The following is a 14150-nucleotide window of genomic DNA, read 5'->3' as shown; positions in this document are numbered from 1 at the left end:
TGAAGAAAACAACCTCCGTCAAAGTTCTTAGTGATAACTTCGACAGAGACTGCTGGAAAACCTTGTTAGCTAATTGGTCAGTCGTAGAAAAAAAAAGCATCCGCCTCTGCAAGAAAGGGGATGCTTAATATTCTTACTTACCGTTGTACGCCGTCGTCGCTGCTGCGAGCATCGCGTCCCAGTCGGCAAAATCCGTTTCCCGGGCGACATGCCGATCGAACAGCTCGTCGGGAATGTTATTAATATCTTCACGTACTTTGACTTGAAAGTTGCCTTTCTCCACAAAAGCTTCGAAGCTCGAATGGCTGGAATGCTGGCTCATGAACGATTCATTAAATAACTTATCCAACGAAACGTTGTTCGGATCTTCCTGTACCGTTTTCTGACCTTGTAGCTCCATCAACAAATCGTCAAATGACATTGGCTTATGCTTTCTCAGAATACCACCCCTAAACTGTTGTATGTTACGAATTCCATTCTGACTACACTATTTCTCAGACTTTACGCTTTTCGGGCTAACGGCCGCTGCCGCGCCCTCCGGCTTCTTGGTCCCTTTGCTCTTGTACGGCTTAGGTGCATTAATGGCTTTTCTCTCGGCTTTCTGCCAACGATTCCAGCCTTTTTTGCCCGTACCTCTGCCTGTCCCGCCCTTGCCTTTTGCTGTACTCAATTCATCACTCCGTTATGCTTTGCTTAACATCGAACATGCTTGCGTTTGAAGCCAATTTGATTCTTGTCGATCGCCTTTTGGATCGTTTCCATGGCGTTCAGGAAGCTGCTCTTCCCTTTGTCCTTCTTCAGTTCGATCGGGCCGACTTCCTTCGCAATTCCGACCGCTCGCTCATGGAGAGGGACATAGGATACCGCCACGGTGTAGATGAAATTGTTCATCGCGATCTGCGCACGTCTCGGCGCTTCATGAATGGAGGACTTCACCGTTTCAAGCATACCGGCGAGCTTTTCTTCGGAAAACTCATGGTCCTTGCGATTGCCCAGCAGCCAGCAATAACAGCTCCACCCGCCGGACATCCGCAGCTCATCGCCGCTTGCGATCCACGTGTCGGCCACCTCTTGCGCAATATCCGCCTCTGCCAAGGTGACGGCCACCACATAATCGGACAACATATAGAAATATGCCCCATCCATCCACCGGTCATAATCCGCCGCGGTCATCGCTTTGGGATCGGCAATGATGCCGGCAAAGTACATCGCGTCGTAGTTGCCTGTGGCGTACAGCTCCTCCGCCAGCGGCTGATTAATCTTGATCTTCCTGAAGAGCGGCTTCATCTCCCCGGTCGCCACGCCGAAGACCGGCTCATGCGCACCGTTGGACATGTACATTTTCTTCAGTCGTTCCTTGCCCAGCGCTTCGAGCTCCTGCATGACTTCTTCCAGGTTCATGGGTTCCTACATCCTTTTATAGAGATTTTGGCCCGCAGGATGAAAGCCCAGTCACCTACAGAGGCCACCATCTTTGTCTATGTTAACATATTTAGGGGGGGAGATGTAAAAAAGCAGCCTGGAGAGGCTGCAGAAGATTAAAAGCAAGGTTTCATAATTAGGGAACTCGCAGTACATTAGCTCCATTCCTCACGTGACCGGCTCACTTCTTTCAGTAGTTCCTGTCCCCGTTCCGGCGATATAGAACCTGCCGCTTCAAGTAGATCATCAATGGAGTAGTCATTATCTTGTGATACTACTATTCTTTTCTCAAAATCAATTAGTATACGTGTAGAGTGAATATTTTGTTGTTGGAGTAATGATTGGATTGCATTAGCTGTTTGAGCGTCGATTTTCTTTAAAATCATGATATAGCCCTCCCAACAACGTAATAGCTTCATTGTATTACATTGAGGTTCAGTTCAAACCAATATAGAAACTGTCTTTGAAAAAAAGGCTGCCGACCTTCGACAAGTTTACATGTTCGTATTCACATTTGAGTCCCGTAATTCTTTTACACGAACTCAGCCTCTACCTCATTGGTGCGCTTGTAGTCCAGCTAAACGGCATTGCTGAAGCGCGTCATGGAAGCTGCGGACAATACCCGTCGTCACCAACTCAGCTGGTATGTAATGCGTGTAACGAGCTGCTAGCTCTAGCATCAGCTGGTGAACGATCCAGTACGTCTGTCCGTTGTTTAAGAGCGTTACACCTTGACGGGCAAGTGCAGTCTTTGTCTTTTTGACAACGAGTGTACGCACCGTTTCTACTTCTATATTGATTACCGGGCCATATTGCGCGCAAAGCCAAGCCAACCATTGATCTCCTTGGTCGAATCGCTCGACTAGAAGTGTTGTCTTAGTCAACGGCTGCATACGGCAGTAATCATACAGCCGTTTCATCCACATTGATTCCATGCCTCACACACCTTTGGTGATAATTGGGAGTGTTGGGTATAGAGAACCCAGTCTTTGTACCTATACAGGCTATTCGATATGGCTTAACAGTCTTCCTCTTTTAACGCCGTTTCATTTGCCGATATTTCTGCGCGTGAAGCTCCTTTCGCATCTGGCCGGAGTACGCGAAATATGGTAGGTGTTCAGCAAGCAACTCCGCCTCCGCCTGCAACTGGGCATCGCCGTTCTCCGCGGCGAATTGGTACATTTCGTCGGCTTGCATTTGGAGCAGCGCCTTCCCTGTCTCCACATCCCCTTGGTCAAGTGCCTCCATCGCAGTTTCAATCGTCTTAGCGGAACGCATTAGCTGTACATAGTTCATAACATTCGGATCTGCAGGCTCTGCGAGCTGCTCCAGATCGGATGAGAAATTCCCTTTCACTTCACAGCAAAGCGTACAAGCTGCGGCGCCTTCGGTCACATCGATATATTCACTTGTTGCCATAAGCACGGTGTGCGTTCCGGAGGCATGTGGATCGATCGACATTTCGATCAGAAGCCCCTTTACCTCCTCGCCGAACAAATCGCCAGCTTGTACCATAGACACGCCATCCTGCTCCTCCGCACGATAGCCATATATTCCGGTTATTTGAGCATGATTTGACGGTTGCAGTGTAATCTTCACATTCTGAGCAACCACGCTCAGCAAGCCCTGCAGTTCCTGCTCGAATATTGAAGGGATATCGTCCGGCTTGCGAATATAATGAAAATTCCCACCGCCATATTCGGCAAGTACCTCCATAAGCTCTTCATCAAAGCCGTCCCCAACCCCCATAGCTGAAATGCCTACACCAGATGTGTAGTACTCTCTTGCAATTTCAACCAACTGATTCCTATCCGTAATCCCCACGTTGGCATGACCATCAGAAAGCAGAATTACCCGGTTTACCGTTCCTTCTTGTTTTCCCTTACGAACGTATCCCGCTCCTTCAAGCAAACCGCCGCTTAGGTTCGTGCTCCCTCCAGATTCGATAGTCGTAATCTGTTGCTTCAGCTTATCCTTTAGCGTCACTTGGCTAGGCGGGAACACCGTTGTCACCTCGTTGTCGAAAGCGACAAGACTCAACTGATCTCGAGCATCCATCTGCTCCACGACGAATTGGCAAGCCTGCTTGCTGTACGCAAGCGGCTCTCCATGCATAGAACCGCTGCGATCTAAGACTAACGATACGTTCAATGGTGCTCGGTTTTTGCTCGGCTGTGCGGTCCCTTTCAACTCTATGAGCAGGTAAACTTTCTCTTCTCCTTTTGTTGAGAAATATGGGCGGCTCCACGCATAGGTCATATGAACAGCAGATTTCATGTTCGATTCCTCCTTGGTTCTTGTAGCTTCAGCTTACCAAAGGCAACGGACAGATAGGTGTCAGCGAATGTTTGTTCGGAGTCTATTAGAGCAAATTAAAAAGACCCAAGCATCCTCTTTGCTTGAGTCAGAAGTCACTTATAGGCAATGCATTTATGTATGAATTCAATTATGTTAAAAACCAGTCACTGGGTGGAATTACGACGATTGGTTATTCTAGATATAGGTGTTCAACCAAAAACCTAATATTAGGATAGTCTAACAAAACTTAGTCTTAAATTATTATTCTGATTGGTTTGAAGAAAATAAAATCCATTCTCCTCATAGAAATCTCTTAGAGGTTGTACGTCCTCGTACTCTACGCAAACTATACGTAACCCAGTCAGCTGTTTAATCTCTTTACACCGATGAAGCGCGAGTTCCAAAATTTCTTTCCCACTAACTTGTCCTTTATATGGATCTGAACGTCCAAGCTGAGCAATTAATGTGGTAGTAAAATTCTCAGAATTTTTACTTCCCGAAAGCTTCTGCTTCGTTGATTTAGAGATATCCTCACTAAAATGAAATGGCTTCACAGTAACCGTAAAATAACCAATTATTTCATTTGTGTCTGTTTGATCATCAATGACTAAGCTTGTACGAGCAAAATCTCTTTTTTCAGCATCTATAGCTCTGTTATGCAGAAATGACTCTACTTCTTCATTTTTTGAACAACAAAAAGAGGAGAGATATTTTTGAACTTCTCCCTCCTCTGTTTCCACACTAATTAAACTTGACAAATCAACTACCTGCATTGTAGTTTTTACTTCCCCTTCCGTGAGGCAAGTATTGACGCAGCAGTCGTCCTTTTTGCCTTTTCATCTAAAGTGAAATCAAATTGCACATTAGTTGGGGGGAGTATTTTTACTGAACTGGACAGAATTTGTTGGGCTTCCGATTCGTTTAATGTCAATTGTTCAGCCAATGTATTGGTTGCCATTTCTTCTTCCTCCCTTTCGTTACACACTGCTCTCACCACCTAAACGTCGATTAGGAAGCAATCTCATGTGAACGATAGTATATACGTGCGTTAATTATAACACGGTTTATTTCGCTTCACAAAAGTTATACATACTATCCTTCCCATCACTTTATGCAGTTAAAACCATTTTAATATAATAACCAACTTTATCAGTACAATATTACTGGCAGATGTTAAGCAATTGGAGCACAGTTTTTTATTCTGAGACTCAAACACTCAGTCCTCAACAACTCTAGCGACCGAATGCTCGCATTTGGCACACTTTCCTCGCAGAACAATCCCAAACTTCTCTATCTGTACGTTATAGTCTTTGATCGTTGTTACGCCCGAACAGGATCCACACCAGACGTTACTGATGTATAGTTCGCGTACATGCTCAGGAAGCTCAAGCCACTTACTCATGGCAGCAAAAGAAACAACACCAGTTCCAGTTTTCGATTCGCCAAGCGAGTCCGACTTCTCTTCCAAATGGTTCAAAACAAATGTCCGAGCCTCTTTGTTCGCCTTAACAGTCTGATATAAGAGCTCAATAAGTTCTTCTTTCGAGTATTCTTTTAACTTACGTTTGATTTGAGAAGGGGTTAACATCGTCGTCATCCTCTATCTAGACTTAGTATATAAAACAAAAAGGGACGTTTACTCACGCCCCTTAACATTACTAGCGATTACTCTCCAGCCAAACCACACACTCCACATGACTCGTATGCGGGAACATAGGTATGTTGGTTGCTATGTGCCACGGATGGTCAGAACCTTGATTCATAAGGGTTTCCTCTGTTTGCGTATGGTTCTATTGGGTTGTGTTTTTTTCTTTTAGAACGGCTTTGGTCCCCATTTCGTCCCCACAACATTCATTCCGACCATTTAATCAAATCAAGCGATCGAATCCTATGTAAAAGAGAACTAGAGATACATCTGGCGCTCTATCTTGCGATTCTGAGCCTCTATAACTTCATACGCAGGCATCGGGCGCGGTTTCTCTCTGAAGTCTTTGTTTTTCAAGGACTTTACCAGAATCACTAAGAGAGCTGTCTTACAATACAATAGTAGAAAACGTTTATGATATTGAAATAACAAAATTAATATTACAACACATGAAACAGAATTTTTTGGGATTGAAAATATTGAAGTGATAATGTTAATTGATAAATGAGGATAATGAAGGTACAGTGATATTTCCCTTGTGAATTTCATTTAATCTTGGATGCAAAATAAAAGGTAATAAATGCAAAGAAAGTTAAGGCCGACACTAGCGCCTTTTATGAATAGTTAAGTCTGTGTAATGTAGCTCTAATCAATCTTTGAAGCAAAAGTTGTCCTCAAAAGGCGGGTCCATGGCATTTACAAATAGGGAAGAACCTTGTATATTATTAGCGAGTCGCATGGGGGAAGCACCTCTGCGACTCTACTTTATTTTAAGTAAGAATCAGTATTCATAGCGAGCTAATATAGAGATAAAGAATACAAAAAGACAGCTAGCATTAAGGAGGTCAAATGATGATATATAACGGTGATAAAATTGAAAACCATGAGATTCAATATTATTACGATTCAATATTTCAAAAATTAACTAATAGGATAAATGGGTTTCATTTTCATAATGACGATTCATTGTATTGGGCAAACGCTATGTTTCAAAAATTTAAGATACAATTTTATTCAGTTATGCAACTGACATATAAAATGACACGCAATCCAAATAATCAATATGAATATTTAGATATTGCGTCAATTAATAGCATTATTCGTTCCTGCTTTGAAACATTTCTGATTTTTGAGTACATCTACACTCAACCATCTTCTGCTCATGAGAAAAAGTTGAGATTACTACTATACCAGTATCATGGGTATAAAGATGCTCGGAGAATGATTGATAAAAAGTCTGAACAGTACAAGGAATATAGCGAGGTTTGTAATGACTTGAAAACCTCAATCTTAAACATGAGTTGTTTTTCCACATTACCTGAAAAGAAACGCAGTGACCTACTGTTTGATAGCTGGAAGCCCTCATGGAATCAAATTGTTGCTGGGACGAAATTCAGTACTTTGATGGGCAAAGATGAATATGGAAAAATGTCATGGCATGTCCATAATACTTTCGCTGCTCTTAATAATGTTGATTATTATTATAGGCATTTAGATGAATATGATTTTGATGCCATCAATTTGCAATTATATATGGTGGCATCTCATTTCATACAATCTATGTTATTACAATTTGAAATCACAATTGACCTATTTAGTGAAGATGAATTGGGTATTATCAGTGAATTTTTACTGCTTTCAACAAAAGAAAGCATGGAACACTAATAAATTCCTTTGTCGCTTCTATTGCATAGTCTGCTTTCAAGGATGGTTTATTGACGTAAACTGCCTGCCAATTACTAGAGTAGAGGGCTGGTCTTCCCAGCTCCTCCTCATCAAACCGTACGTGAGGTTTTCCCTCATACGGCTTTCCGAAGTTCGTCTTCATGAGGATGCAGATTACAAGAGCTTTTTCAATCCATGCAGTTTTACCAAATGGCTTACCTCTCGAAAGGCCCCCATCCATCTCGTTCGTTGCCGTTTCTTCGCATACCATCTTGTGAGTCGCTGTAGAATATACCAGTCTAATTTGGCTAATTTCCGTTTACCGTATACCGTGTGGTAATAATTTCGCCACCCTGGGATTTTGGGGTTCAGCCACGCATCGTGTTCTTGAAAAGCATACTTTCGCATACTTGGTGGTGCTAAGCGCTCCTTCACCACTTCGCGAATCCGCGCTTCCGCTTTTGAAGTTAACCATTGTTGTGTTGAGTAATACACGCGTGCTTTGGACGTTTCTGCTCTTGTTCTGTTGTGATGCATACCTAGAAAGTCAAAACCTTCTTCGCCTGTCCATAAGCCAACAATACGTGTTTTGGCCGGATGTAGAGTTAGCTCCAACCGTTCCATGATTCTCTGGATGAGTTCATAAGCACGCATAGCGTCTTTTCTAGTTTTGCATACGACCACAAAGTCATCTGTATATCGCGTTAATTCTCCACATTGTTTTCCATGGCGTTCCCACAGCAGATCGAAGTAGTTAAGATAGATGTTTGCTAGTAACGGAGAAATCACTCCGCCTTGTGGCGTGCCTAAATCCGACCGTCGGACGCTCCTTCTTCCATGACTCACGCACCAAGCCACTTTCTCACCAATTTCAAGATGCGCCGATCACTGATTCACATGGCGATCAACTTCATTAGCTTCTCTTGGTTGATGTTGTCGAAGTAGCCTTGGATGTCGACGTCGACCACCCAATTTCCCTTGCAGTTGCATGCTTTACGGATTCGTTCCAGCGCTTGTTTGGCACCTCCTTTCGGGCGGAAGCCTAACGAGTTTTCTTTGAAATCTGCTTCAAATATAGGTTCGATGACAAGCTTCGTTGCCATTTGCATGAACCGGTCACGAATGGTCGGAATGCCCAGAGGCCTCTGCTTTCCATCCTTTTTGGGGATGTACTTTCGTTGAACTGGAGAAGGGTGGTAGTCTCCTTCTTTCAGCAGTCGGTGACACTTTTCTATGAACTGAAATTCACCTTGCCTCTCAATGTCCGCAAGGGTCTGTTCATCCATACCTGCTGCGCCTTTGTTCGCGCGCACTCGCCTCCATGCTTCCCACAAAATATCCCTTGTGAGACCTTGTCATACAAAGCATGGCTTCTTGTTTCCTTGGCCGCATGACCTAGCTTCTCTTGGAGTTGTTGAACGTTTTCTTTTGGTGTTGTTAGCCCTTCGGCATTCACTAACTCGTACCTCCTTAAGAAACATGAACATAGCAGGGCTCCTTCCCTCCGGCAGGTTGTGTTGTCCTGCCGTTCCACAGTACTATGAACCCCTCGGACTCCCTTCCTACAAGTCGATCATTTCATCTTTTGGACTTATAGATCACTTCGTTACGGTTTCAAAAAAAAATCCGTGCAGGGGAGGGTCTCCCCAGTTCACTGCACCTTCTTTCATATCATGCCGATCCCCTTAGTCCGGAGGATTCTTCATTGCCGCTCCAAGTTCGTAGCAGTTTCCGTGACTTTCACCCATTGAACCGAGGTTCGGCTTCCTCTTATCCCTCTTGCGAGGCGTCTTTGACGACGCGGCAGGATTCACTTCATGTTACCGCCTGATATGTTGCTCGCCCTGTCTCCGACAGAGCTTTTGTCGATGCGCTTCTGCGCAAAGCTCTCACCGTACGCAGGTATCCTAGCTACTTTGAGGTTTGGCCCCTCCCATGGCCGGACTTTCACCGGCTAGAAGATGCGTGCCTCTGGGCACGCGTTCAACAATAAACGGCGGCCTATTGAATGGCCAGCCGCCGCTGTGTTAAGAATGAGCTATTTCAATTATTAATGTAGATGTCTTTTCGGCGAATCCATAGGAATTATTTGACACCTCATCCTTTAACCATTCAGGCACAGAGTCAATTACTTCTTGAACTTCCTCCTTTGTTTTTGGTACCATTTCGATTTGCTTAATAAACATATAGATCTATCTAACTCCTTATCGTTATCACCAGATGTCATTAGATAGTAGGAGGCTAAATTATCAATTCTTTCTGGAGCGATAGATATGAACCATTTAAAAAGTATCTATTTGCTTCTCTTTTGATCATTATTTCAAAAGGAATCAGCCATCTCAGATGGCACCTCTAAACTTAAGTACACATTATCACCACTATTCACAAATTATATATTCATTGCCATTATCAGTTAACTGTTTCAGAAATTCTGGACCCGCACCGATCCTTTTTTATTCTTGAAGAAATACCAAACAACTTTATTAATCTCATCACTTTTTTCAAGTAACTCTGCATCCTTTATCATCTGCTTATACTCTAAAGTTGATTTATATCCCGTTTTAAATCCAACCTTTGCTTCATAAGCGACCCCGTCATTTAAAACATCAACTTATCTAGGGCCAGTACTAGTTGAAAAATAAACATTTCCACGACCACCACCGACTATATTACACCGACTATATTACCTAATAATAATTCTCCTTCTGCCCCAACTGCCCTTACCCTTCGCTGAATGCTTATTAATTCTTATAAAGGTTGTAATTAAACTAGTTAAACGATCTGCTCTGTACCCTTAGGGTTAAAATAAAGCCTCTCAACGATCAGAATGGATTTGAGGTGGAACATTCCGGGGTCGCTACAAAGTATCGATATTCATCTAGACAAGCCGTGCTATTTAGACTTCAGCCAGATGGTTTCTAGATTCTCCAATAAAAGAGTTGAATTAAAAAAGATGACCCCTTTATATACAAGGTCACCTCTTTTAATTCTCAAACACTATTTGTTGCTGTATGAAAACAGAATCTCACCCGATGTTGCATCTACAACTACATTGTTTTCATGGAAGATTACATGTTCTGTCTTTCCTCCACGGGATACGCCACCAGATGATCTAAGGTCTACTCCCTTAAATGTCACAATATAAACTGGCGTTTCATTAAGATGTCCATCTTTTGCTAATTGCTGATTCTTCTTTTTAGCATTTTCTGAAAACACCGTAAAATCAGTATTAGTTAATAATTGATACTCGGCTTTAATGGTTTTTGCTTGTGAGGCAATCACATCAGCATAAGAAGATGCTAGCTTAATTGCGTCTTCCTCAGAAATACTCGCTGAATTTGTCGGTTTTTTCAAAAACATCCGATGGTCGTTTAGAAATTGTCGATCTAACTCTGTTTGAACTTCCGCATTATTGTTCGATTTTTCATCATCTGCAGAAACCAAAGTATCTACTTCGGATTGAACTACAGCGTCCTTGTTCAATTCATCAGTGTCTGCTGAAGCTGATACAACAGATACAACAGATATCCCAACTGCTGCGGCGATCGCTAAAGGGATAAATACCTTCTTGTTAATATTAGTCATATTTATTTTCCACCCTCCAGTTTTTATTTTTTCCACGATGTCCAATACGAGCCTGATGCCCAGTTACTTGTGTCCATCTCTGTTCCTGTATAGTTACCGAATGTTAAGGACGGCTTACTCCATACCCATTTTGAAGTGTCAGTGGAACTTGCACTACCGTTCCAAAACTGCACAGACGAAAACTTCAGTTTACTCGTAGAGGTTCCGTACCATACAGGAGAATCATCATAGGTTTCGTTCGCGTACTGTGGTGAATTGGGAGCAACATTAGTATTGGTGGATGCAATCAAGTTTCCGTTTGCATATCCCTTCCAATACCCATTTTCTTTTTGTATTACATAGGACAAGCTAGTTGAGGTAGCAGGACCAGTAGCCGCGCGAATTTCAGAATAATTGCCTCCAGTTGGTATACTACCATAAAAATAATGTGGATTGACTGAACTTACAGCTGGCTCGCTAGCAAACCCAACCTGTGCAATAGCGCCTGTATTAGTGTTGGCCACAGCTACCCATGCTGAAGTTGCTTGAGCAGTCGTAAGTGAAGGAAAAGAGCTTGGGGTTGTTATTGTTGCTTTTGCCCCTTGGACAATCTGTGTAGGACTAGTAGAATAGGTGCCGTATCCAGCCACAAATATTGATGTGGATGCATGTGCTGCTACTGGCAAAGCCAGTGCCAAAATACCAGTTAAAATAGTTACGCGTTTTAATTTCAAAATTATCCCACCTCTCACAATATTTCACGACACTATCATTTATACTTTTTTTTGTAAATACATTTTGAAATATTTAAAGAAATTTTTTGAAACAATTTATAAAGTTTGAACCCACCAGCAAGCCCGCTCCTCTCAGCTTAGGAATAGAGATGGACCACACTGACTTATTCTTTTAAAGCGATCACAAACTAAGCCATTAAGCCATCTTTGTCGTATAAAAATACCTTGTACCTTTATTGCTACTAGGAGATATATTAATCCTTTGATGCCAGAATCGAAATTACATTTGAGCAACTTGAAGAAAACCTTCTAAATGAAGGTTATTTTATTACAATCGTCTAAAACAGAAAACCCACCCAACAAGCTAGTCACGATTTTCAACCAACACCAGCTTGTTGGGTTGGCTTTTATTATGTATCTCAATTTGATGCTGTTTTGTATATTAGAAGTTAATTGCACTTTGTAGACTATCATGTTCCTTGTACCATTGAGATTGTGCTAAGTACATGGCTGAATAAAGCCCGTTTAGCATTAATAATTGTTCATGGTTTCCTTCTTCAACAATAACTCCACTATCTAAAACAATGATTCTATCAGCGTATTTAACAGGTCCCAATCGATGAGTTATTAAAACTGTTGTTTTGTCCTCATTTAATTCAAAAAATCGTGTCATAATTTCCATTTCAGCCAGTGGATCTAATGCTGAAGTAGGTTCATCAATAATGAGCAATTTTGAATCATTGATTAAACCTCTAGCAATAGCTAGCCTTTGCCATTGACCACCGGATAATTCAAAACCATTAGTGAACTCTTTTCCCAACAAACTGTTAATTCCTTTTTTCATTTTTTTCACTTCCTCAAAAAGCCCTACGCCACTTAATAACAATTCAATTAAATCCTCATTATTTTCTTTAGATAGATCGCCAACAGCGACGTTCTGACGAATAGAGAGCTTATATCTATAATAATCCTGAAAGACAGCAGAGATAGCTGTTCTGTAGCTAGGGAGATTTTCGGAAGTAAGCAGTTCTCCATTAATATAGATAGAACCTTTTGTTGGATGGTATAAGCCCAGTAAACAATTGACTAAAGTACTTTTACCAGATCCGTTTCCTCCTAAAATAGCGATTTTCTCACCTTTTTTTATTTTCAGATTAATGTTTTTAAGTGTATCAACATTGGCGCCTGGATAACTAAAAGAAAGATTCACTAAATCTATCTCTTCAATATCCATATTATTGTTAGAAAGTGTTTTACTCGTTTCAACATCAGAGTATTTTTTGTTTTCAATAAAATTAAATAACTGGTCAATCTTGAAAAACGACTCCCACATGTTCGAAAGTCCCGCACCTATTACACCTACCTGCGCTTGCAGGCTCACTGATGCTGTTGTGATTGCAACGAAATCGCCGAGTGTGAGTTCATCCTTCAAAATACCAAATGCAAGAAAAATAGAAATAATGGCATAGGATAAACTGGTTGATATAACTCCAAAGATAGCTCCTCTGGATTCAAAAATTTGATTTTTCATCAATACTTTTTTATTTTTAACAAAGAGAGATGACCACATGTTAATTAAGTAATTACCTAAGCCGAACAACCTTATCTCTTTAGCGGACTCTTTAGAACTTATCAGCATATGAAAATATTCAAGCATTCTTGACTCTTCACGGTTATTCACTAAATATTTCAATCTTTGATTTTTAGCAATGAAAAGAAACCAGATTCCAGGTAATGATGATAGGATAAGAATAATCGGAAGATACCAATTAATTATAGTAATCAACGACAAAATACTTGTAATAGTTATCAAAGTTTTACACAATTCAAGTGTTGTACTCAGGGGATCTAGAAGACTACTATTAATTGAACCTTTAGCTAGTTGATAGGAATTATAGTACTCAGGATCTTCAAAGCATACCATTGGTAACGATGTTGATTTTTTAGCAAATAGTAATCTGAAGAAATACCCAATTTCTTGGTTAATGTTAGTGTAGATATACTGTTGGTAAACAGACAATGTCGCAGACACTATATTAAGAGACATCATTAAAGAAATTATGAGGCTAACCCTTGAGATAGCAGCTTCGTCACTTAGTAAGTTTTGAATAGAATCTATTAAATATTTTTGCCCATATATTTGAAGCATCGGAATAAAGGATACCAAAAGGGCTATCATCATCCATAAAATTAAAAGTACAGGCTTTTTGTTCCAGCTCACTTTCAATAATTCTTTTAAGGTCCGAATATAGTTTATCTTCACTTTAACCCAACACCCGTTCTTGTTCCTTTAAATAGCCTATCGCTTCAGGCATATCTATAGTCCATGATAATAGGTTGTGGTTTGTCATAATACCTCTTTTTAGGATTACCCCTCTCTCATTAGTGAGCACTCCAAAAGGATAGATATTTATCTTAAATAGTTTTTTCCCTTCATTTCCGGTAAGGTTATATGATGGTAAGATAGTTTTAGTTCTATTAATTAAGTTTTCGCTATTTCTCTCATCTTTATGAAGCAATAGCGTTACCTGGATATCTGGGTTACGCTCTTTTAATTTTTCAATCTCTGGGATAATCTTCTCACAAAATCTACACCCGTTAGCTACGAAACAAACCAAATTCACTTTACTTTTAGAAAGAATCTGATATAATGGTTGACTTTCATTGTTTGAATCTTTTACGATAGTTGAAGGAATGTTTAATCCAGGTGGGGTTCCCTGGGCAAAATATTTAGATTTTACACTTATTAAAATAACGAAAATTAATATTAACTGAAGAGCGATAATTAACCATAATGAATAAATATTAAAAGTATCCATACT

Annotated in this window: 16 protein-coding genes; 1 reads left to right on the top strand and 15 read right to left on the bottom strand. The window is 41.0% G+C overall.

What is annotated here, in order from left to right:
* Positions 1 to 133: 133 nt before the first annotated feature.
* From FHS18_RS19905 to FHS18_RS34505, 9 genes are all read right to left on the bottom strand, one after another.
* Positions 134 to 421 carry a hypothetical protein gene (locus FHS18_RS19905; protein WP_183601836.1) on the bottom strand — a complete coding sequence of 96 codons (288 nt, stop codon included), beginning with the start codon at positions 419 to 421 and terminating at the stop codon, positions 134 to 136.
* A gap of 66 nt (positions 422 to 487) precedes the next feature.
* A complete protein-coding gene (locus tag FHS18_RS19900; RefSeq protein WP_183601834.1) occupies positions 488 to 670 on the bottom strand; it encodes a DUF3934 family protein in 183 nt (60 codons plus the stop codon).
* Positions 671 to 693: 23 nt separating this feature from the next.
* Positions 694 to 1401: a DNA alkylation repair protein gene (locus tag FHS18_RS19895; protein ID WP_183601833.1), complete on the bottom strand. Its 708-nt coding sequence runs from the start codon at positions 1399 to 1401 to the stop codon at positions 694 to 696.
* Between the two features lie 176 nt (positions 1402 to 1577).
* Positions 1578 to 1808 carry a hypothetical protein gene (locus FHS18_RS19890; RefSeq protein ID WP_183601832.1) on the bottom strand — a complete coding sequence of 77 codons (231 nt, stop codon included), beginning with the start codon at positions 1806 to 1808 and terminating at the stop codon, positions 1578 to 1580.
* 168 nt (positions 1809 to 1976) lie between these two features.
* A complete protein-coding gene (locus FHS18_RS19885; RefSeq protein WP_183601830.1) occupies positions 1977 to 2357 on the bottom strand; it encodes a hypothetical protein in 381 nt (126 codons plus the stop codon).
* A gap of 100 nt (positions 2358 to 2457) precedes the next feature.
* Complete coding sequence (locus FHS18_RS19880) at positions 2458 to 3699, bottom strand: vWA domain-containing protein (RefSeq protein WP_183601828.1); 1242 nt, start codon at positions 3697 to 3699, stop codon at positions 2458 to 2460.
* Positions 3700 to 3947: 248 nt separating this feature from the next.
* Positions 3948 to 4493, bottom strand: a complete 546-nt coding sequence (locus FHS18_RS19875) for a hypothetical protein (protein WP_183601827.1) — start codon at positions 4491 to 4493, stop codon at positions 3948 to 3950.
* An 8-nt stretch (positions 4494 to 4501) separates the two neighbouring features.
* Positions 4502 to 4678: a hypothetical protein gene (locus FHS18_RS19870; RefSeq protein WP_183601826.1), complete on the bottom strand. Its 177-nt coding sequence runs from the start codon at positions 4676 to 4678 to the stop codon at positions 4502 to 4504.
* 258 nt (positions 4679 to 4936) lie between these two features.
* Positions 4937 to 5308, bottom strand: a complete 372-nt coding sequence (locus FHS18_RS34505) for a hypothetical protein (RefSeq protein ID WP_246427778.1) — start codon at positions 5306 to 5308, stop codon at positions 4937 to 4939.
* 906 nt (positions 5309 to 6214) lie between these two features.
* Between FHS18_RS34505 and FHS18_RS19860 the strand changes: the two genes are divergently transcribed.
* Positions 6215 to 7030: a hypothetical protein gene (locus FHS18_RS19860; RefSeq protein ID WP_183601825.1), complete on the top strand. Its 816-nt coding sequence runs from the start codon at positions 6215 to 6217 to the stop codon at positions 7028 to 7030.
* Between the two features lie 174 nt (positions 7031 to 7204).
* Here the strand turns inward: FHS18_RS19860 and FHS18_RS35230 are convergent, their stop codons facing one another.
* The 6 genes from FHS18_RS35230 to FHS18_RS19835 all read right to left on the bottom strand — a co-directional run bounded on the left by FHS18_RS35230 (position 7205) and on the right by FHS18_RS19835 (position 14147).
* Positions 7205 to 7876, bottom strand: coding sequence for a reverse transcriptase domain-containing protein (locus FHS18_RS35230; protein ID WP_343060586.1), 672 nt, complete (start codon positions 7874 to 7876; stop codon positions 7205 to 7207).
* Positions 7877 to 7923: 47 nt separating this feature from the next.
* Complete coding sequence (locus FHS18_RS35225; protein ID WP_343060585.1) at positions 7924 to 8343, bottom strand: reverse transcriptase domain-containing protein; 420 nt, start codon at positions 8341 to 8343, stop codon at positions 7924 to 7926.
* 1684 nt (positions 8344 to 10027) lie between these two features.
* Positions 10028 to 10615 carry a hypothetical protein gene (locus tag FHS18_RS19850; protein WP_183601824.1) on the bottom strand — a complete coding sequence of 196 codons (588 nt, stop codon included), beginning with the start codon at positions 10613 to 10615 and terminating at the stop codon, positions 10028 to 10030.
* Positions 10616 to 10638: 23 nt separating this feature from the next.
* The gene (locus FHS18_RS19845; RefSeq protein WP_183601823.1) at positions 10639 to 11328 is read right to left on the bottom strand and encodes a hypothetical protein; all 690 of its coding nucleotides are present in this window, start codon (positions 11326 to 11328) and stop codon (positions 10639 to 10641) included.
* Positions 11329 to 11770: 442 nt separating this feature from the next.
* Positions 11771 to 13591 carry an ATP-binding cassette domain-containing protein gene (locus tag FHS18_RS35220; RefSeq protein WP_183601822.1) on the bottom strand — a complete coding sequence of 607 codons (1821 nt, stop codon included), beginning with the start codon at positions 13589 to 13591 and terminating at the stop codon, positions 11771 to 11773.
* Position 13592: 1 nt separating this feature from the next.
* Positions 13593 to 14147 (bottom strand): thioredoxin family protein, encoded by a 555-nt coding sequence (locus FHS18_RS19835; protein WP_183601821.1) that lies wholly within the window; start codon positions 14145 to 14147, stop codon positions 13593 to 13595.
* Between the last annotated feature and the right edge of the window lie 3 nt (positions 14148 to 14150).

Origin of the sequence: Paenibacillus phyllosphaerae (genome assembly GCF_014192105.1) — a bacterium.
In the GTDB taxonomy this organism is placed as follows: domain Bacteria; phylum Bacillota; class Bacilli; order Paenibacillales; family Paenibacillaceae; genus Paenibacillus_Z; species Paenibacillus_Z phyllosphaerae.
The sequence above is the reverse complement of the archived record's forward strand: the minus strand, read 5'-3'. Positions and strand labels throughout refer to the sequence as shown.

Bases quoted from the DNA above. Each gene is read 5' to 3' on its own strand.
- FHS18_RS19905 (WP_183601836.1), bottom strand. From the start codon at position 421: ATGTCATTTGACGATTTGTTGATGGAGCTACAAGGTCAGAAAACGGTA.
- FHS18_RS19895 (WP_183601833.1), bottom strand. From the start codon at position 1,401: ATGAACCTGGAAGAAGTCATGCAGGAGCTCGAAGCGCTGGGCAAGGAA.
- FHS18_RS19870 (WP_183601826.1), bottom strand. From the start codon at position 4,678: ATGGCAACCAATACATTGGCTGAACAATTGACATTAAACGAATCGGAA.
- FHS18_RS19885 (WP_183601830.1), bottom strand. From the start codon at position 2,357: ATGGAATCAATGTGGATGAAACGGCTGTATGATTACTGCCGTATGCAG.
- FHS18_RS19890 (WP_183601832.1), bottom strand. From the start codon at position 1,808: ATGATTTTAAAGAAAATCGACGCTCAAACAGCTAATGCAATCCAATCA.
- FHS18_RS19850 (WP_183601824.1), bottom strand. From the start codon at position 10,615: ATGACTAATATTAACAAGAAGGTATTTATCCCTTTAGCGATCGCCGCA.
- FHS18_RS34505 (WP_246427778.1), bottom strand. From the start codon at position 5,308: ATGTTAACCCCTTCTCAAATCAAACGTAAGTTAAAAGAATACTCGAAA.
- FHS18_RS19875 (WP_183601827.1), bottom strand. From the start codon at position 4,493: ATGCAGGTAGTTGATTTGTCAAGTTTAATTAGTGTGGAAACAGAGGAG.
- FHS18_RS19860 (WP_183601825.1), top strand. From the start codon at position 6,215: ATGATGATATATAACGGTGATAAAATTGAAAACCATGAGATTCAATAT.
- FHS18_RS19835 (WP_183601821.1), bottom strand. From the start codon at position 14,147: ATGGATACTTTTAATATTTATTCATTATGGTTAATTATCGCTCTTCAG.
- FHS18_RS19880 (WP_183601828.1), bottom strand. From the start codon at position 3,699: ATGAAATCTGCTGTTCATATGACCTATGCGTGGAGCCGCCCATATTTC.